Genomic DNA, 19,053 nt, shown 5'->3' with positions numbered 1-19,053 from the left:
TAAAACGTCAGCCGTCAGCTGTCAGCCGTCAGCTGTCAGCCGTCAGCCGTCAGCCGTCAGCTGATAGCTGATAGCTGATAGCTGATAGCTGATAGCTGATAGCTGATAGCTGATAGCTGATAGCTTACCGTACAACTTATCCCTGGCATTGGTAGCAACCTTAGGCTGAACGCCAAATCCACCAAGCTGCTCCACAAAGGGTACAGTTACCGACAACTGTCATCGCTGCTTGGAGTGTAACCATCCACTCCAGGGATTGTTGGTTGTCAAAAAAGTGCCAGGTGATAGCACACATAGCACTGACCAATGCTGGTAACATGGCAAAAGACAATGCCCACCAAGCACGATTACCAGTAATTTCACCATAGGTCCAGATTAGCCAAATTGCAGCGATCCACTCGATAACACTGGAAATGTGAATAATCCAAGTTGGAATTGATAGAGCATGCATAAGAAAAAACGTCAGAAAAAACCTAATAGTAGAGGCTAAACTACATTTCCCTTGCTATTAAGTCTACCGTACTCACAAATCAGTACCCGTTAACGAGAAACGGGTACCCATTAATGAGAAACAGTACCCGTTAATGAGAAATGGGTACTGTTTTGTTACAAACCAGTACTAGTTAACGAGAAACGAGTACCCGTTAAGGAAAAATGGGTACCCGTTTGTTATACAACAGTACTGGTTAACCAGAAACAGGTACCCGTTTATTACACAACAGTACTAGTTTGTTACACAACAGTACTGCTTAATGATAAACGGGTACCCGTTTGTTACACAACAGTACTGGTTAACCAGAAACTAGTACTAGTTTTTGCTTAACAGGTACCCAGTTTTCATACAATAGTACTCTGAACTAGGAAATACCATTGCAATTGCCCTACTACCCTAGGCGAAGTCACAAATATAGCTAAGGTAAGCTATATTTGTGAGGTTGATCAGGATAAAGTAGACCATAACTTTCTAGTTATGAAGACAAATTGGCCTGGTGTAGTACTGTTTAATGAGAAAATAATTATATATGAGCCTTCAGCTGTGAGCTATTAGCTGACATACTTTAATTAAGAGCTGCTATCTCTAGCTTAGATAATAGTTCTTTCTCAACGTATTCCAGGTGATGTAAATCCTCAGCTACAATTAGTATAGTGACATCCCCTTGAGTTCGTAAGGTGTCAAATTCATAAGGAAAGACAAAATTCGGATTACCATTACCCTGGTAAATTAAGGAACCAATCTTTTCCCGGAGGGTGCTAAAACTACAGGGTTCGATTTCAAGTCTCAACACCTTCCAGCATCCATCGTAGTCACTAGAACCAAACAAATTGTCAAGAATAAAAAACGCAAAGGACGATCCGTTCAATCGGGCGTTATTTTCGATGGGAAATATTCCTTGATCTGTGACAATATAATCGATGCCTAAGATGCCAAGATAGCCATCATCCCGCATCTGCTGGGCGATTTTGAAGGAGTAATCGCGAATTAACCCTTCTATCCGTCTTGAATAGGGTTTTCCTTTCACGTTACCGATATGTTTTAACCCACTAAATAGCTGGCATGTCACTCCCAGATGAGCAATTTCTCCATTGCTGCCAATCATCCACTGGTCATTGGGGGATGTAATGACTTTAAGGAATGGCTCAATTAAAAAACAACTCTCTCCCGATGCCAGCATTTTTGGCATCTCAGTGTCGAGGTTACTGCTGTTAACTTTATAAAGTGATGAGCCTACAGACCCTTGTGCGCCCCGGATCAGTAACGTCTCATAATCCTTAAGCCAACCTAAGATTTCCTGTCGCAGTTTTGTCTCAAAATCCTCAGAGTCTGATGATTTACTCAGGATAGTTCCTGGTACTGTGGGAATACCAAGAGACTGACACAGGTCCTTAAAGGTGGACTTGTCAAAATACTTTAAGGTAATAGACTGATCACAGCCAAAAAAAACGGCATCAATGGTTGACGCCGCCTGTTTATCTAGATCTGCCGAATAATAAGGAACAAACACCAAGGGTTTTCCAATCGATGCAAGAAATGCTCTTACTTCATCCGCTTTTTGCATTATCAGCTCTGAGAGCAGTGCTGGTTCATTTTCACGGTTGAAGGCAAAGACTTTCTGGGGTCCTAAGCCAAGATTTTTCAGCCAGTCGTAGTACTCTGCATCCAGATTTCCAGGAATCATCACGACATCGTCTGAACCAGCTACAGCTAGGGCTCGTGACGCCCAAGGTTGGAGTGTATTCTTGCCCTGAAAGTGAGGTTGGCTTCGGATATCGAAGGCAAACACCCTGACTTGATCGGAATTTGAGGAAATCAAGTCCAGAATAGAGCTTGATTTTGCGATCGCATTTGAGTTTACCCTTGAGTTCAATTCATCCTCTTGATGGGCGTGATTACCAATTAACCTTTTGCTCCCAAAAGCACCATCCATCTGCTTACTCCATACAGACCAAACTACGACTTATTACAAATCACAAAAGAGCGACATTAAAAATTAACCTATCTCCGTCTAGGAGTAGGACAAAGCTTGCCCGCTGCTACCCTCATGCTTAACTGTTAGCAGTTAACCATAATAACTGCTCCCGAGTCAAGACCCTATCCCATAAGTGTTAGTCATAGGATATCCTAAATACACCCTGTTGTGATGAGGGGTTATCGACACAAAATTAGCGGTAATTGCCAAGTACGCTTAAGCGCTCCTACAGGCTATTCGATCGTAATCCTATAACTTGAACTGCTATAACAATGAAATTTCGACTGATTTTTTTAACATTTTCTGATCATAATTAGGTGTTAAGTGTTTGGTGTTTGGTGTTTGGTTTTAGAACGGGAACAGATACAAGCAAGAACCTGATGGGCTGGTTGACTGACAAAACTAATCAACCACGTACTCGTACGTTTGTATTTTGAATTCCAGTCGATACCGTCGTTTATCATGTTGTGTTCGTGAAGCCATCACTGGGTCAGGATCATGATTACTCAGGTGCGACCCGTGGCGAATTTAATTCGCCAAGGTCAAGGGCACCTATGTAAAACGAACCCGACGAATCAGTCTCCAGCCATTTTCGCTCGGAGGCTTTGACCCACTCCAAACCCTACCGAAAATAGCTGTTTCCTCCTGGGCCAGTGTGTGTCTACCCATCGACGAAAACCGGTTTCAACGACCTCAACCCCAAGGGGCTGTGACATATAACGTAGCAACTGCCAGGATGAACCTAAGCCCTTGATCAAGCAGGAACTGAGCGAATTTGGGATTTTTGCACATTCGCTCCCATTGGACTGGTCATCCCAGAAATTGGCGTTGCTGAATTAAGGAATGAATGCGCGATTATCTGATTTTATGAAAGCCCCCTAAATCCCCCAAGCGAGCAATCCCTCGCTTGGGGGACTTTAAGAGTTTTGTTCCCCCCAAGCGAGCAATCCCTCGCTTGGGGGGCTAGGGGGGCGGAACCATACCCATAATCAGCAACGCCCAGAAATTTTCCTCGATATCAAACCGCAATCCATATTCTTGAAAGGATTTCGGCGTTGCTGAATCAAAAAATGGTATTCTAAAAAGAAAACCATGGAATGCCCTAAATATCATAGCCATAAAACTCATAAATATGGTCATCAAAGAGGAAAACAAAGATATAAATGCAACGAATGTGGGCGACAATTTATAGAGGTTAAAACTGAGCGTGGTTACGATGAAAAAACTAAATTGCTTTGCCTAAAAATGTATCTAAGCGATGCAGCGCGGTCTTGGGGAGGCAGAGGTGCGACCCGTGGCGAATTTAATTACGGGTCAAACGCACCATTACGGTCTTGGGGGTTCCCCCCACTCGCTATTGCCGTGGTTTCCCCCGGAGACGAAACCTTAGACAGGGGAGCCTTTATGGTTGGTAGGCTATGCAGATGCATGGTTAAAACTTGAGGCGCGACCCCGTAATTTAATTCTTCACGCGGAAAGCGCGCCTCCATTGATTAAGGCAAGCCTGTCTTACGGTAACTTCAAGGCCTGCCGACGCTTGGCCGTAGGCCACGCCAAAGGCGAACGCGAACAAACCATGAGCGACTGCATCAAGACATAGAAAATGAAAATACCAGATTGAGACATTATTTAGCCAGACTACATCAGCGAACTCTTTGCTATTCTAAATCATCACCAATGTTGGAGTTATCAATTAGACTTCTTATTTATTATTTAAAATATCAAAAAATCCCCCTTTATAGTTAAACCATTTCGTTATTCAGCAACGCCTTTCCTTTTTCGGACACCAGACTGCCATTCACGGTATCTGGTAACATAACTGCTAACCTGCCCAGCTGCAAATGCGATTGCTGCTCGACGGTAATAGCTAGGAAATTTATGAAAAGCCTTATTGAACTGAGGATATTTTACATTAGGTCGCTTGGCTGTTTTATGCATCAACTTTTCGACAGCAGGAGTTAACTGATCTGCTGTTAACTCGCCAAGTTCAGACCAATGAGTATAAATAATACCAACTAAGTACCTACAAGCCTGACGATAAACTTTGACCGTCTCCCCGAATAACACTTTCTGTTCGGGGGACGGATTAAGTTTCCATTTGTCAGTTCGTATGACTTTTGCTGGCGCTTTCACTGGTCTAATAAAATATCCTTAGTTAATTTTTAGTCTACAAAAGATTAGACGACAAGAGATTAATGAATGTTCCAGGTTTTTAGTAATTGTTGTTGGCGTGGACTAACCACGGAGACGAAACCTTAGAGGTTGTCTGAGAAGTCTCATTTGCTACATCCAAGCCCCCGTTGGTCCCCCAATTCTGGGGGACTTTTAGAAGCAAATTGACTCTTGTTCCCCCCAAAGTTGGGGGGTCAGGGGGGCAAAATTCAGTATCAAAAAACTTGGGAGATATCCTCTTAGATAGGGTCGCCTTTATAGTCAGCAGGCTATGCAGAAAAGGTTTAAATCTTTTTTAATAAGGCGACCCTATCTTACGGTAACTTCAAAACCTGAGCGTTCGCGTAGCGTGGCCTGCGGCCAGGTGGGGGAATGCGTCTCACGGTCTTGTTCAAATTTTGCTTCCCATTCAGGTTCAAGAGCCTGAATGGCCGCGTGCCTGTAGAGCACGGTCATATATGGTTGGGATACCTAATGGGCGTTTTTCCGTCCGTCCGGGTTTGGGAATCCATACTCTTCTGGTGGGTTGTGCCTTTGTGGAGACTTTAATTTTGGCTACTAAGGCGAGACGCTGCTTATTGGTTAAAGTTTTAATCCCGTCTATTCCGGCAGTCTTTTTACCTTTGTTCTCCTGGGTAACTCGCCTGACCGCAATCATTTTGGCTGTCCTTGAAGTTACCGTAAGAGAGGGTCGCCATTGAGCGCGACAGGTTATAGGTAATAGTTTTAAGTTATATGAATTAAGGCGACCCTCTCTAAGGTTTCGTCCCAGGATTTCATCAGAGTCTTTTGCAGCTTTCTAACCACGCGGACATCACCACGTTGTGAGGCTCGGTATATTCGTTTTTGTAACTTAAATAAAGTCTTTTCTAGCTTTCGCCAGTTAACCTTATTCCATTCCGACTTTGGGGAAAAACCCCGAGTATTGGGCATTTTCATTACTACTTACAACTACACCATTTCCTATAACGTGAGTCCGTCAGCATATCCTAGATATTACTCTAAGCATTGGCAACTGAGCTCAATCTCGCCCCCACATGACTTGCGGCTAACTACCTACTCAGAATATTCGACCTTCCTGAGAGTACATGTGAGGGTTAATTCGTTCCTGATAACCATTCTGCGGACTTTTAGGGCGATACTATTCACCGGGAATATTGTGGTAAATCGTTATAGAGGGAAAAATCTATAATCTTTATTCCATTGACGTTTTGTCGGTAGCGTATCAGCCTTATTTCGCTACGTGTTTGTAACGATGATTTAAACGTATCTTCCTATTCGTACCCATGAGTCCCTTGCCTGTTACTAACACCATTTTTTGGCTTGCAGTGCTTCACTGTTCGACCCTTGCATTAATCCATAGGTGTGTTACTTCCTATGAATCAGGGTAGGGCTGTCACTCGGATTTCGCGAGGGTTTGAAGTTACCGTAAGAATAGGGTCGCCGAAATGCGCGACAGTCTGTGAGTTATGAGTTTAAGTTATATGAAATAAGGCCGGAGATGAAACCTTAGAATTTTGAAGCCTTTATAGGCGACAGGCTATGGGTAAAAGGGATAAAACTCATGGAATAAGGCTTCAAAATTCTTACGGTAACTTCAAACCACTATTCTAAGGTTTCGCCTCCGGATGGATTTTCACCATCATGGTTATCAAGTTGTCATGGTTCAGTTTCCTGACCTAGCGACTATTCCCCCAAATCCTTGTGGGATAAGGTTTATAGCCAACGAATCGCACTTTCCCCTCAAACTCCCCAATTCGATAAATCAGGTTGATCTGGAGTAATGCACTAAAACTGCGTACCTACACAGCATCAGTATTTTCAGCATTAGTATTTTAAGGCTTTGGTAATCAGGAAAAAGATAATTGGTAATTGTCATTACTCCTGAGCCATTACCGATTATCCATTACCGATTACCCATGCCAAACCATGCTTAGAGTACAATCTCCAATGTTCTAGTATACCCAAGGTTCTAGTATAAGCGACTCAAGACATAGTCGCTCAGATCAATCAGAGCTTGTTTGGATTCTGAGGGTTTCAACACTGATATATTTTTAACTGCTGCCTGAGCATATTTGGCAGCCATTTCCCGCGATCGCTGAATTCCTTTACTATCCCTGACCAGTGCCAAGGCTTGTTCTTTATCCTCCGGCTGGGCAAACTCTCGCTCTATGAGCACCTCTAGGTAGGGTTTTTCTTCGAGGGCAAATAAAACTGGTGCTGTGAGGTTTCCACTTACTAAATCTGACCCTGCGGGCTTACCTAACACATCTGTGGAAGCTGTAAAGTCTAGAATATCATCTACAATCTGAAACGCCAACCCCAAATTACGTCCATAGTGATATAAATTTTCGGCTACCTGATCTGAAACACCACTTAGGCATCCCGCTGCTTTAGCACTATTAGCCATCAGTGAAGCTGTCTTGTTATAAGTCTTTGCCAAGTAGCCTTCTATAGTTGTCGTGGTGTCAAATCGACTCAGTCCTTGTTGGATTTCTCCCTCTGCCATATCTTTAATCACTTCAGAGAGCAGCTTAACTACCTCTAAGTTATCCAGATTAGCCAGATACCAAGCCGATTGACCAAACAGAAAGTCACCAGCTAGCACAGCGATTCGGTTATTGAACAAGCTATTAACAGTGGGCACCGTCCGGCGTACATCTGACTCGTCTATCACGTCATCATGCACCAGAGAAGCCGTGTGAATCATCTCAGTAATTTCTGCTAGACGGCGATGACGTGGAGTAATCTTGGAGTTGGTTATCGTTGCCCGTGAGACCAACAATACAATGGCTGGTCGTAACCGCTTTCCCCCAGCTCCGAATAAGTGTTCAGCTGCAGCGTATAAGATTGGGTGACTGGCACCAATCAGGTTTTTTAAGTTTTCACTCAATAGATACAGATCTGCTTCTACCGAAGCAAAAAGGGAGGTCACTGAGGTCATGTGATCAGCCGACTCAGAAGTTAGTTACGAAAGTTTACATATTTCTTTCTTAATTCTAAGCTAACCGTCCCCGATAGGAAAATTTTGTTGAGTTTATGGCATAACTGGAAGGAAATTTGAGGAATTGTATAGACTTGTTAAGTCTGTACCGATCTCGGTATGGCTACCCAGGATTTTTGTGCTATCCTGATAATTGAGGGTTTTAAAGATTTAACATACTGAATTCCAAACAAACGTGGTAAGGGGAGAGTTAAATTCGGTGATCCCACCATAGCCAAGAAGTAGGCTTAGGCAAGACAAGCCTCTCTATCCCATCTATGTCTCAGGATCTCTACTGATATCTCTCAGTATCTCTACTGAGTCAACTTGTTGTAAACCAGACATAACCACCAAAAGTTGCCTAATCGGGAGCCTGAGTTGAGATGATTCTCACCTTAAGATCAGGAGTTAGCTAGGCGAGGGTGGTTACGGTCAACTGCAGTAAACACCTGTATCCCATACCTGATTATCCGCAACCAGATCCTAGAACTATATGGTTTTAGGATGGCTTTGCCGCAGATTTCTATAGAACGTTGCATCTATCTGTCTCTTGTTCACTCTTATGTTATACATTGATATGTCGTTAATGATCCCCCTGCTAGCTACTGGCTACTTAATCACCATCTATGTGCTGTTAACACTAGCCCAGCGTGTTCAACGTTCTCCAAGGTACTTTGCTAATCCCATTAAAAACGCCTTGGCTACTCGTGTGCCAACTGAGTCGGCATCCCAGGTCAACCAGGTTAAGGGATGGTCTCAAAGGTCTCAAAGTGAATCTCCTCCAGCATAACCCATGGCCTATTCATCTGCTTGGGTAGGAAGAGTCTTGAAACCTGGCGCAATGAGTACCAGATTGTCTAAATAGATTTTGAGTTTTCCCAAAAACAGATAGACGCAAATAGTTCTGACCACTGTCTGTGTTGATCTGTTTGGCTATGAGATTTTGACAGGTCATGGTCTACTGGCTCATGATCAAGTATATCCAAGTATATCTTAGCGATACTCCAATATACAAGGTTGCCGTGATCAGGACTGACGTTGCCAAAAGGGTGAAGTCAGGCTTTACCCCTTTTGGCTAATGGCCTAAGGGGTAACGGAAAACCAAACAGCCCTGGTGGTGGTCGAGGTAAGGGAGAGTTTCTCCTCTCCCTTGTTCCCTCTGGCACTAGAACAAGGATTAGTCTTGCCTTGCCATGACCAGGGAAATGTTGCCCCTAGCTGAGTTAGGTAGAATTAGGGATTATATTGGGTTAATTATCCCAACAATGCTTTGGCTTTAGCGACTACATTTTCAACCGTGTAACCAAACTTCGCCATAGCGACGCCACCGGGAGCAGAAACACCAAAGCGATCAATGCTAATCATATCACCCTCGGTACCCAAGTAACGGCACCAACCAAAGCTGACACCAGCTTCGACCCCGAGGCGCTTAGTCACTGCTTTGGGCAAGACGGATTCCCGATAGGCTTCATCCTGGGCTTCAAAAAGTTCCCAGCTTGGCATGGAGACAACACGGACTTTCTTACCTTCCTCTCGCAACTTCTCAGCCCCTTGGACACACAGTGACACTTCGCTACCAGTACCAATCAGGATAATGTCAGGAGTGCCATCGCTGTCCGAGAGGACGTAAGCCCCTTTGGTCGCGGCTTCAATGGAACTACCAGCTAGGTTAGGTAGACCTTGTCGGGTAAAGGCGATGAGAGTTGGAGCATTACGACGCTCAATAGCTACCTTATAAGCCCCAGAGGTTTCGTTGCCATCAGCAGGTCGAAGGACTACCAGATTTGGTATAGTCCTTAGGGAAGCAATGGTTTCCACAGGTTGGTGTGTCGGACCATCTTCACCTAAGGCTACCGAGTCGTGGGTCATTACCCAAATTACACCAGCTTCTGATAGAGCCGACAGGCGAATTGCTGCCCGCATATAGTCGGTGAAAATGAGGAAGGTGGCTCCATAGGGAATCAAACCAGAGTTGTGAAGGGCAATGCCATTGCAAATCGCCCCCATCCCATGTTCCCGGACGCCAAAGCGCAGGTTCCGGTTTTCATATTGCCCTTTCTGGAAATCCCCAGATATGTTCAATAAAGTGAGATTGGAGGGAGCAAGGTCAGCGGAACCACCAATCAATTGAGGCAGTACGGGAGCGAGTGCATTGAGAGTGGCTTGAGAATGTTTACGGGTTGCTACTCCCTTGTCTTCCGGCGTGTAGGTGGGCAGGGCTTTTTCCCATCCTTCCGGGAGTTGGCCACTGGTAATTTGCTCAAATTCTGCTGCTTGTTCAGGATACTTTGTTTTGTAATCAGCTAGGGTTTGATTCCAGGCAGCTTCCGCTTCCGTACCCCGTTCCACAGCTTTCCGTAAATGGTTGAGAGCATCATCTGGAACTACAAAGGGTTCATATTCCCATCCCAGGTGTTGGCGAGTGGCCTCCACTTCATCCCCACCTAAAGCTGCACCATGGACAGCATGTGAATTGGCTTTGTTAGGAGAACCATAGCCAATGGTGGTGGTTACCTTAATCAAAGACGGCTTATCTGTTACGGCTTTGGCTGCTGCTATGGCATCATTGATAGCTTCGAGATCAGTGTTACCACTTTCTACATGTTGGACGTGCCAGCCATACGCTTCAAAGCGCTTACCCACATCTTCAGTAAAGGCTAAGTCCGTAGAGCCGTCGATGGAAATATGGTTGTCATCGTAGAGAGCGATGAGTTTACCAAGTCCTAGGTGACCCGCTAAAGAACAGGCTTCACCAGACACCCCTTCCATGTTGCAACCATCACCAAGGATGACGTAGGTGTAATGATCGACAATGGTAGCATCCGGTTTGTTGAACCTAGCAGCTAAGTGAGCTTCTGCCATTGCCAAACCCACACCATTGGCAATTCCCTGTCCCAATGGACCAGTAGTTACTTCAACCCCATCGGTTTCAAAGTTTTCTGGGTGTCCAGGTGTAACCGATTCCCACTGGCGGAACTGCTGAAGATCGTCTATGGTTACACCATCATAGCCAGTTAGGTAAAGTAAGGCGTATTGCAACATACAGCCATGACCAGCCGACAAGACGAAGCGATCGCGGTTGAACCAATTGGGATTTTTGGGGTTATACCGCATAAAACGGTCCCAAAGCACGAATGCCATAGGAGCCGCCCCCATGGGCAGCCCAGGATGACCAGACTTGGCCTTTTCTACAGCATCAATCGCCAAGAAGCGGATGGAATTGATGCAAAGTTCTTCGAGAGACTGGGTTGCAACGGCCATAATTTCTGTTTAATGGATATGTGTGTACTATGGTCTAACAATAATTTGTCTGAGTTCAAACAAGGGTGGCTCTCGGTTGACCCAAAGGTACTTTCTCATAATCCCATTACCGGGATCAATCAGCAAGAGATAGGGATTGGCTAAGCATGAAGGATGTTCGCCTGATAGCGTCTCTGGTAGTGTAAGATGAAGCATCAAGGATGAAAACAATCCATAAAGCGTGGGAATATGGGTTACTCAGTAAGTATCATTAACTAGTAGTTGTAACTACTAGTTTTTTCCTTGAGCTACCTTCACCCAATGCCTACCATAATATAAAGGCTACCCTTTTGGTTCTCCTACGGAGTAAGCCGTTAACCATTCAAACTTTATTCCCACTTTACCGGTATTTTTTGAAGGCTAGGGTTACATTATGACCGCCGAACCCAAAGGAATTGGATAGCACTACTTCTACCATCTGCTGGCGACTATAATTGGGTACGTAATCCAAATCGCATTCAGGGTCTGGGTTGTTCAAATTTATCGTTGGTGGAATCTGGTCATGGGCAATTGCCATCACTGAAGCCACTGCTTCAATGCCACCAGACCCTCCCAACAAATGACCTGTCATGGATTTGGTGGAGCTAATTGCTACTTTATAGGCATGGTCTCCTAAAGCTTTTTTAATCGCTGCTGTTTCAGTTTTATCATTGGCAACTGTACTAGTCCCGTGGGCATTGATGTAGCTAACCTGTTCGGCCGTCAAACCAGCATCCTTCATCGTCAGTGCTATAGCCCTGGCTGCTCCTTCGCCACCTGGTACAGGGGATGTCATGTGATGGGCATCACAGGTCATGCCATAGCCGACGATTTCGGCATAAATTTTTGCCCCACGACTGAGGGCGTGTTCTAGTTCCTCTAGGATCACAATCCCAGAACCTTCTCCCATCACGAAGCCATTGCGAGCGATATCAAAAGGACAGCAAGCTGACTCAGGAGTATCGTTACGAGTAGATAAAGCTCGTGCTGATGCAAAACCAGCCATTGCTAGGGGAGTCACCGCCGCTTCAGCACCGCCACAAATCATGGCTTGGGCATAGCCTCGCTGGATTAAGCGAAACGCATCACCTACGGCATTAGACCCTGCGGCACAAGCAGTAACTGGGCAACTATTGGGTCCCTTGGCTCCCGTATGAATTCCTGTCTGACCAGCTGCCATGTTAGCAATCATCATCGGGATCATAAACGGACTACAGCGGTCAGGTCCACGTTTAATAAGAACTGTTTGCTGGTCTTCCAGTACCTTCAGACCACCGATGCCAGTGCCAATCATTACACCGACCTGTTCTGCGTTCAGGTCATTGATCTCAAACTGGGCATCAGCTAATGCTTGCTTACTGGCAGAAACCGCAAATTGAGCAAAGCGGTCCATACGCTTTGCTTCCTTACCCTTCATGTAGTCATGGGGATCAAAGCCCTTAACCTCGCCAGCAATACGACAAGCGTGCTTGGAGGCATCAAATAAGGAAATTAAACCAATACCATTGCGTCCGTTTAACAACCCTTCCCAGTACTCAGCCACAGTGTTGCCTATCGGCGTAATTGCACCGAGACCTGTAACAACGACCCGTTTTTTCTCAAAGTTTGTCATCATGCCATTAAAACTAGGCTTATCGACCGTGAACGCAGAACTTGCGGTAATGAATCAGGCTGATCAAGCTGGAGTTTCTGCTCCTGCTCCTACTTTTTCTGTAATGTAATCCACAGCCTTTTGAACAGTGTCGATCTTTTCCGCCGCTTCATCAGGGATTTCGATATCGAAAGCTTCTTCTAACGCCATTACCAGTTCAACTGTGTCTAGGGAGTCAGCGTTCAGATCATTGGCAAAGCTGGATTCTGGCTTAACCTGGTCCGCCTCAACGTCCAACTGTTCTGAAACGATGCCTTGAACTTTAGTGAAAATTTCGCTCATATAAATATTCCTCAGCCTTTTTAGCTAGAACCTCTCAAGCAGTACTTACTGATTTTAGGGGTTTTATGATCTTATCCGAAAGAGGTCTCATCTTGTAGGTAGATAAGAAGATATACGACCATTACCCTGAGCAATTCCTTGGATAATTCAAAACGCCGCTGCCTTCTTGCCACCTGAGGATATTCAAGACTACGTCAATGAGATCAAGCAGTACTTTGGTCAAACTTACCACAGCCGAGCCCCACATAAATCTCCTTCCCACGTTACCTGGCAACCTCCCTTTGAATAGACTATGGATATCTTGTCGATCTTAAGACAGCATCTGAAAGCCAATGTTTGAGACCCTGATCCCACTTTCGTTAATCCTTAAAGGCTTTGGTGCCTTTGTTACCAGTGTTATCTATCTATATTAGTGTCCTCAAGACCCTAACACTGCTTAGTTTGCACAACGTTTTGATGGTAACCTAAGAGACATCCTCGGGAATTGTACACCAAACCTCGCCAAACCGCTCCTTTTCCGCGCAGATGACGGTTGCCTTCCAAGCTTGAGCCAGCCAAACGTTAGAGTTTCATGGGCAGAATTTCAACATCGTTCCTTGAGTTCACCCTGTTAATTCACGATGGTCGGTCTTGGAAAGTTTCAGCTGTTTTTTATTTTTGTCAAGCTAATTAAACAAAACTTTATAAAAAAAACCGAGTAACGGGAAGCTGACTTCTTAAGCCTTCCTTAAACAGAGCACTAGACTCTTGCCATATCGGGTGTCTTAGTAACCTGGCAAGAGTCAAAAAGCCTAAGGCTTATGAGTTTAACGGAGTTGCGATCCCAGGGATCGTGCGTAAATCCATTAAGTCGAGCTTAGTATCAGTATGAATACTTAATACAGTACTTCTACCAATTTTAATACAGTACTTCTACCAATTTTTAAGTTATACCAATTCTTAAGTTATACCAATTCTTAGTGCTCACATGGCTACACATTCGTTTGATCTGAGCATCTAAGCCTCTGAGCATCTGAGCCTCTGACCATCTGACCATCTGACCATCTGCATCTATAACTTCTACTTTGAAGAATTGGTATTAGTTGATGGGCTAACTAACCAATCCCGACTAAAAGCCTAGCAGTCAAAAATTTTTGTTTTATCAAGAGGAGCTTTTCAAAATACACTAATTCGGTTAAATTCCTCGTAATATCAGTTTTGTAATGAGTTAGCTCAGTTAGCTCAATTATGTATTTACACGGTTGTCGTACTAGGTCACGTTGATGCTAAAAGTGATGTAATCACTTGACAAGGAAGGTCTCATGAATTCAAGTATCATTTTTTGGTTATTCAGCTGGTTTTTATTGGCAATTTATGATTATAAACCCAAAAACAATACTATCAAAGATAGCAATCAAATCCAAAATTTATTAATTTATTGGTTTTTTTTTATTTTCAATAACTATGAAGCCATTGAACAAGATCTAAATTTGGCTAATGAGAAAATCAAGTGGCTGGACTATGAACTTAAAGAAAGTCATCAGCAAATCATCGGGATAATCAATAAGTTTATTGTAGTTAATAACTCCTTAAGGAGGTTGCATAAAAAAAATGTCTCACTGCAAGAGAGGGTTGAACGGCTGGAGTTGGAAAAGCAGGCTTTTCTTGAAGAGCTTGATGGCGGAGCAGAAACTTCAAATTGGGATTATCAAGCCTGGGAGTTTATGGTACAGAAAACCAAAGGAATAATTGTGGAGCTAAACCAAGTCAAGACGGAAGTTAAATCACTCCTAAGACAAAACAAACAATTGGCATGGGATAAAGCATGCTTAGAAAGGCAACTTGAGTTGGAGAGGGCTGAAAATCAATGCCTGACTATGGAAAAACAACAACTAAATCAGCAAAAAAATATCTTGGCAGGGAAACTGAGACAGAAGCATATTGAAACTCAATCCCTACTCACTGAAATCGAAGCACTAAAGATGTAAAAACCAAGATGTGTTGATGATAAATTTTGATCAGTCTACAAGCTTAAAGCAGGACAGTTACGGTCATGAGTAATATCCTGTCCGGTTGACTACTTATAATTCTGGGTTTTTCGTTAATTGAAAATTGAAAATGGCAAATCAACAATTAACAATTAACAATTAACAATTAACAATTAACAATTAACAATTCATGAGTATAGTATTAACCATTTTATAAGTGATTAACCGGACTTGATCTTACCACTTACTAATTTCCAAATATTGACTCTACCAGGTTAAGTTAGTAGCCGAATACTACCACAAACTATTTGATAGTTAAGTGACCCTTGAGCATGAACATACAAACCAGGCAATAGCCAAAGCAAAATAGACAATAGTTATGGGTATAGTATATTTTATTCAAGTCATTAGTAACCCGTCAGTGGGGCTAGCCCCAAGGGTACCAGAATAAACTAACCCCCGCTGTGTGTCCAGAGTCAAGATTGCCCCATCCCGAATCAATTGGGTCGCATTATTCACCCCCACAATTACTGGCACACCCAAGCGTAACCCAATCACTGCTGCATGGCTAGTTATACTATCTTCCTCAGTGATAATTCCTGCTGCCTTGCGAATGACTTCCACAAATTTGGCATTGGTTGAAGGAGCCACTAGGATTTCTCCGTGGTTGAAGTTAGGTAAATCACCATCAGTGTCAGCCACCCGAGCAACACCACTTACTGATCCCTGACCAATACCAACTCCCTGACCCAAAACTGCTTTGACTACTTCTACTTTAATTAAGTCTGTTGACCCAGCCACACCTTGGATTGTCCCAGCCGTCATGACGACCAAATCTCTTTCTGTTAGAAGCTGTTTTTCCTGAGCCACACTCATTGCGGCTTGGAAGGTCTGACCAGTTGAGGGTAAATCCAGGACTAACAAAGGTCTGACCCCCCAAACTAGCTGGAGTTGTCGAGCCACATCTACATGAGGTGTTACTGCTAATATGGGAGTTTGGGGTCGGAATTTAGAAACATTCCGCGCTGTAGCACCGGTTTTAGTCAGAGTCATGATGGCTGCTGCCTCTAACTGCTCGGCAATGTGACCAACTGCTTGGGATATAGCATTGGGAATGGAGCGGCTGGTGTCACGAGCATGACCGATAATCTGTTCTTGCTCAATGCGCACCGCAACCGTGCCCATGGTCTTTACGGCTTCTACTGGGTATTTACCAACAGCTGTTTCGTTAGAGAGCATGACTGCATCAGTGCCATCAAGGATAGCATTAGCTACATCAGAAACTTCTGCACGAGTTGGTCGGGGCGAGTGAACCATACTGTCCAACATTTGAGTGGCAGTGATGACTGGGATTCCCCGTCGATTTGCTGAGGCAATCAGTCGCTTTTGTAAGATTGGTACATCCTCTGCTGGCAGTTCTACCCCTAAGTCACCCCGAGCAACCATCACTCCATCGCACAGGGAGATAATTGCCTCCATTTGCTCAATGGCTTCATGCTTTTCAATTTTGGCAACGACGGGTACCTGCTTCCCAGCACTGTTAATCAGTTCTTTGATTTCCAAGATGTCCTGAGGATTACGAACAAAGGAGAGTGCTACCCAATCCACACCTTGATCCAAACCAAACATTAAATCTCGTCGGTCTTTATCGGTCAGAGCTTTGATAGATAGGTAGACACCAGGGAAGTTAACTCCTTTGTTATTTGAGAGGGGTCCACCGACGGTAACGGTACAGTGCAAGGCTCGTTCCTCTCGGTCTACCTTATCTACCCGCATCTCAACTTTGCCATCATCTAATAGGATGGTGGCTCCCACAGGCACTTCGTCCGCTAGGGGTTCGTAGGTAACTGAACTGATTTCCTGTTTACCAACCATCGATTTGCTGGTTAAGGTGAAGCGATCGCCATTGTTGACAACAATGGAACCGTTTTCAAACCGCCCCAAGCGAATTTTCGGTCCTTGCAAGTCTTGGAGGATCGCTACAGGCTGATTGAGTTCAAAGGCCGTCTGGCGAATCAGGCGAATATTGCGCTGATGGTCTTCATGGGTGCCATGGGAAAAGTTGAGTCGTAAAGTGGTGGCACCAGCTTGAATTAGTGCCTTGAGAACATCTGGGCTATTGCTCGCAGGGCCAATTGTGGCAACAATCTTTGTCCGACGTAGGGAATTTGGCGATTGCATAAACGTCAAAGGGATTAGGTGGGTTTCCCGAACAACACCTTAGCATGGCACATTATTGTTATTTGTTTGATATTAAGTTTTCCTCAATATCTTTACCAAGACTTCTAATTAGTCATTAGTCATTAGTCATTAGTACCAAGCCAGGTTTAACAAGATTCGGTAAACATTCCCTAATCTACACTAAGTGCGGTTAGTGGGGGATGAATTGCCAGTCAAAAAATTTTTCTCCTAATTAAGTTGTAATCAATAAGATATTCCGGCTTAGTCGAGGGTACTTCACGGGTTACTATTGCGGTATTGGATCCGGTAAATTCGGTTGTTGGCTTCTTCTGTGACGAGCAGACTGCCATCTTTTAGCACCAGCAACCCAACTGGACGTCCCCAGGTGGTTGGTCCTGAGGAATCGATCAGAAAACCAGTCAGAAAATCTTCATAATAGCCTAATGGTCGTCTATCAGTTTTAAAGGGAACAAAGACAAGTTTGTAACCGGTGCCTCGGTTACGATTCCAAGAGCCACGAAACGCTACAAAGGCACCGTTACGATACTTTTCTGGAAAGGTCCGTCCATCATAAAATTGTAATCCTAGTGCTGCTGAGTGCGATTGGAACAAGACATCGGGAGTTCGGGTTTGGGCAACCAGTTCAGGTTTGATGCTTTGACCATTGCGGGTTTGACGGGGATCGATGAGATGGGGGGCTAAATAGGCATAGGGCCAACCATAGAATTCCCCTTGGCGAATACGGGTGAAGTAATCAGGAACTAGGTCATCTCCGATTAGATCTCGTTCATTGACGGTAGTGTAAAGTTCACCAGTAATTGGGTGAAAGTCTAGGCCGACAGGATTACGTAAGCCATAGGCAAAGGTCTGTTGGTTTGAGCCGTCCAGGTTCATCACCTGTACCGATGCTCGGGGTAGGGGTTCCCTATCGACATTAGACCGTGAACCAATAGAGACGTAGATTTTGTTTCGGTTGGGAGATACTACCACATTGCGTGTCCAATGCTGGTTGTAGCCACCGCCAGGGAGGTCAGCAATTTTTTCACCTTTGCCAGTGAGTTGCTCTTGACCCTTAGTGTAGGGAAACCGGAGTACAGCATTAGTGTTGCCCAAGAAGAAGTATTGATCAGCAAACGCCATGCCAAAGGGAATATTTAACCCATTACTAGCACTAGCAAAGGTTTTTTTGAGATCAGCAACTCCATCACCATTGCTGTCACGCAATAAACGAATACGATTTGCCCGAGTTTCTGTGACCAAGATATCGCCAGTGGGAGTAAGTGCTAGCCAGCGGGGACGGTCTAACCCATCAGCAAATACGTTCACTTGGAAACCCGCTGGTACTTTTAGGCTTGGGTTGGATGGTATTGCTACCACTTTTGGAGGTCGAGAGGCGCTAGTAGTAGCAAAAGGTTGGGGTAAATCATTCAGGGTAATTTGAATCGGTTGGGGTGTCAGGGTTTTGGTATCGATTAGGGTTTTTGTGGATAAAGCATTTGTTTGTGTAGGTGCCTGAGCAATTTGGGGAGATTCTTCAGAGGAGGACTTTTGTACAATCGGTGCCGCAGGTGCTTGAGTTGAAGTGCTGGTTGAACCACAGGCTACTACCGTAGTCATCAGCAGTTGCAGGATCAGGAAACGTGGGGAGTTCATGATCAGGAGCAAAGGGTGATATTTGGATTTATCTTAACTGACCAAGTAGCAATCCAAGGTATTAGTTGATTGCGGTTGCCGGTGATCAGGTTGCTGGTTGTAGGTTAGTAGGTTGCCGGTTGTAGGTTAGTAGGTGTTGCCGGTTGCTGCTTAGAACCTTCAACCTTGGCCTATTGGCCACGCTTGGCCGTAGGCCACGCCAAAGGCGAACGCGAACAACCTGTTAATCTTCAACCTGTTAACCTTCAACCTGTTAACCTTCAACCATGAACAACCTTCAAGCTGTTAACCTTCAAGGGTAAACCACCTTCAACCCCATCTTCTTCATCTCCCCATAGCCTCCAGTTATCCCTACTTCAGGCAAAGCGTATCATTATATACCATATTTTCGGTATTAAAATATAAATAAATGTTGCA

Annotated in this window: 12 protein-coding genes and 2 pseudogenes; 4 read left to right on the top strand and 10 right to left on the bottom strand. The window is 44.4% G+C overall.

The window, feature by feature from the left end; translation table 11 throughout:
- Nucleotides 1-160: 160 nt before the first annotated feature.
- Both LYNGBM3L_RS14845 and LYNGBM3L_RS14840 read right to left on the bottom strand, forming a co-directional pair.
- The gene (locus LYNGBM3L_RS14845; protein ID WP_008184715.1) at nt 161-451 is read right to left on the bottom strand and encodes a DUF2499 domain-containing protein; all 291 of its coding nucleotides are present in this window, start codon (nt 449-451) and stop codon (nt 161-163) included.
- A 607-nt stretch (nt 452-1,058) separates the two neighbouring features.
- Nucleotides 1,059-2,426, bottom strand: a complete 1,368-nt coding sequence (locus LYNGBM3L_RS14840) for a hypothetical protein (protein ID WP_008184713.1) — start codon at nt 2,424-2,426, stop codon at nt 1,059-1,061.
- Between the two features lie 1,134 nt (nt 2,427-3,560).
- On the opposite strand from LYNGBM3L_RS14840, the gene LYNGBM3L_RS50395 reads away from it, so the two are divergent.
- Both LYNGBM3L_RS50395 and LYNGBM3L_RS36525 read left to right on the top strand, forming a co-directional pair.
- Complete coding sequence (locus LYNGBM3L_RS50395) at nt 3,561-3,911, top strand: IS1/IS1595 family N-terminal zinc-binding domain-containing protein (RefSeq protein WP_044493301.1); 351 nt, start codon at nt 3,561-3,563, stop codon at nt 3,909-3,911.
- Nucleotides 3,912-4,052: 141 nt separating this feature from the next.
- Entirely contained in the window at nt 4,053-4,214 is a 162-nt protein-coding gene (locus LYNGBM3L_RS36525) for a hypothetical protein (RefSeq protein ID WP_267872037.1), read from the top strand.
- A 24-nt stretch (nt 4,215-4,238) separates the two neighbouring features.
- On the opposite strand, the pseudogene LYNGBM3L_RS14830 reads toward LYNGBM3L_RS36525, so the two are convergent.
- The 3 genes and pseudogenes from LYNGBM3L_RS14830 to sds form a co-directional block, all read right to left on the bottom strand.
- Nucleotides 4,239-4,601: pseudogene (locus tag LYNGBM3L_RS14830) on the bottom strand (hypothetical protein); the annotation flags it as partial.
- 429 nt (nt 4,602-5,030) lie between these two features.
- Nucleotides 5,031-5,579: pseudogene (locus LYNGBM3L_RS38370) on the bottom strand (reverse transcriptase N-terminal domain-containing protein); the annotation flags it as partial.
- Between the two features lie 1,033 nt (nt 5,580-6,612).
- Nucleotides 6,613-7,584, bottom strand: coding sequence for a solanesyl diphosphate synthase (gene sds / locus LYNGBM3L_RS14820; RefSeq protein WP_008184698.1), 972 nt, complete (start codon nt 7,582-7,584; stop codon nt 6,613-6,615).
- 601 nt (nt 7,585-8,185) lie between these two features.
- On the opposite strand from sds, the gene LYNGBM3L_RS45765 reads away from it, so the two are divergent.
- Complete coding sequence (locus tag LYNGBM3L_RS45765) at nt 8,186-8,413, top strand: hypothetical protein (protein ID WP_131827124.1); 228 nt, start codon at nt 8,186-8,188, stop codon at nt 8,411-8,413.
- 464 nt (nt 8,414-8,877) lie between these two features.
- Here LYNGBM3L_RS45765 and tkt read toward each other — a convergent pair whose 3' ends face one another.
- The 3 genes from tkt to acpP all read right to left on the bottom strand — a co-directional run bounded on the left by tkt (nt 8,878) and on the right by acpP (nt 12,841).
- Nucleotides 8,878-10,884 (bottom strand): transketolase, encoded by a 2,007-nt coding sequence (gene tkt / locus LYNGBM3L_RS14810; RefSeq protein WP_008184696.1) that lies wholly within the window; start codon nt 10,882-10,884, stop codon nt 8,878-8,880.
- Nucleotides 10,885-11,263: 379 nt separating this feature from the next.
- Nucleotides 11,264-12,514, bottom strand: coding sequence for a beta-ketoacyl-ACP synthase II (gene fabF, locus LYNGBM3L_RS14805; RefSeq protein WP_044493297.1), 1,251 nt, complete (start codon nt 12,512-12,514; stop codon nt 11,264-11,266).
- 63 nt (nt 12,515-12,577) lie between these two features.
- A complete protein-coding gene (acpP, locus tag LYNGBM3L_RS14800) occupies nt 12,578-12,841 on the bottom strand; it encodes an acyl carrier protein (RefSeq protein ID WP_131827125.1) in 264 nt (87 codons plus the stop codon).
- Between the two features lie 1,295 nt (nt 12,842-14,136).
- Here acpP and LYNGBM3L_RS14795 point away from each other — a divergent pair.
- Complete coding sequence (locus tag LYNGBM3L_RS14795) at nt 14,137-14,802, top strand: hypothetical protein (RefSeq protein WP_008184689.1); 666 nt, start codon at nt 14,137-14,139, stop codon at nt 14,800-14,802.
- Nucleotides 14,803-15,201: 399 nt separating this feature from the next.
- On the opposite strand, the gene pyk is transcribed toward LYNGBM3L_RS14795, so the two are convergent.
- Nucleotides 15,202-16,983 (bottom strand): pyruvate kinase, encoded by a 1,782-nt coding sequence (gene pyk, locus LYNGBM3L_RS14790; RefSeq protein ID WP_008184687.1) that lies wholly within the window; start codon nt 16,981-16,983, stop codon nt 15,202-15,204.
- 276 nt (nt 16,984-17,259) lie between these two features.
- Nucleotides 17,260-18,636, bottom strand: coding sequence for a PQQ-dependent sugar dehydrogenase (locus LYNGBM3L_RS14785; protein WP_008184685.1), 1,377 nt, complete (start codon nt 18,634-18,636; stop codon nt 17,260-17,262).
- Nucleotides 18,637-19,053 lie beyond the last annotated feature (417 nt).

Origin of the sequence: Moorena producens 3L, from assembly GCF_000211815.1 — a bacterium.
Lineage (GTDB): Bacteria > Cyanobacteriota > Cyanobacteriia > Cyanobacteriales > Coleofasciculaceae > Moorena > Moorena producens.
The sequence above is the reverse complement of the archived record's forward strand: the minus strand, read 5'-3'. Positions and strand labels throughout refer to the sequence as shown.

Coding starts and splice junctions, on each gene's coding strand:
- LYNGBM3L_RS14845 (WP_008184715.1), bottom strand. CDS start 451: ATGCATGCTCTATCAATTCCAACTTGGATTATTCACATTTCCAGTGTT.
- LYNGBM3L_RS14840 (WP_008184713.1), bottom strand. CDS start 2,426: ATGGATGGTGCTTTTGGGAGCAAAAGGTTAATTGGTAATCACGCCCAT.
- LYNGBM3L_RS50395 (WP_044493301.1), top strand. CDS start 3,561: ATGGAATGCCCTAAATATCATAGCCATAAAACTCATAAATATGGTCAT.
- sds (WP_008184698.1), bottom strand. CDS start 7,584: ATGACCTCAGTGACCTCCCTTTTTGCTTCGGTAGAAGCAGATCTGTAT.
- LYNGBM3L_RS45765 (WP_131827124.1), top strand. CDS start 8,186: ATGTTATACATTGATATGTCGTTAATGATCCCCCTGCTAGCTACTGGC.
- tkt (WP_008184696.1), bottom strand. CDS start 10,884: ATGGCCGTTGCAACCCAGTCTCTCGAAGAACTTTGCATCAATTCCATC.
- fabF (WP_044493297.1), bottom strand. CDS start 12,514: ATGACAAACTTTGAGAAAAAACGGGTCGTTGTTACAGGTCTCGGTGCA.
- LYNGBM3L_RS14795 (WP_008184689.1), top strand. CDS start 14,137: ATGAATTCAAGTATCATTTTTTGGTTATTCAGCTGGTTTTTATTGGCA.
- pyk (WP_008184687.1), bottom strand. CDS start 16,983: ATGCAATCGCCAAATTCCCTACGTCGGACAAAGATTGTTGCCACAATT.
- LYNGBM3L_RS14785 (WP_008184685.1), bottom strand. CDS start 18,636: ATGAACTCCCCACGTTTCCTGATCCTGCAACTGCTGATGACTACGGTA.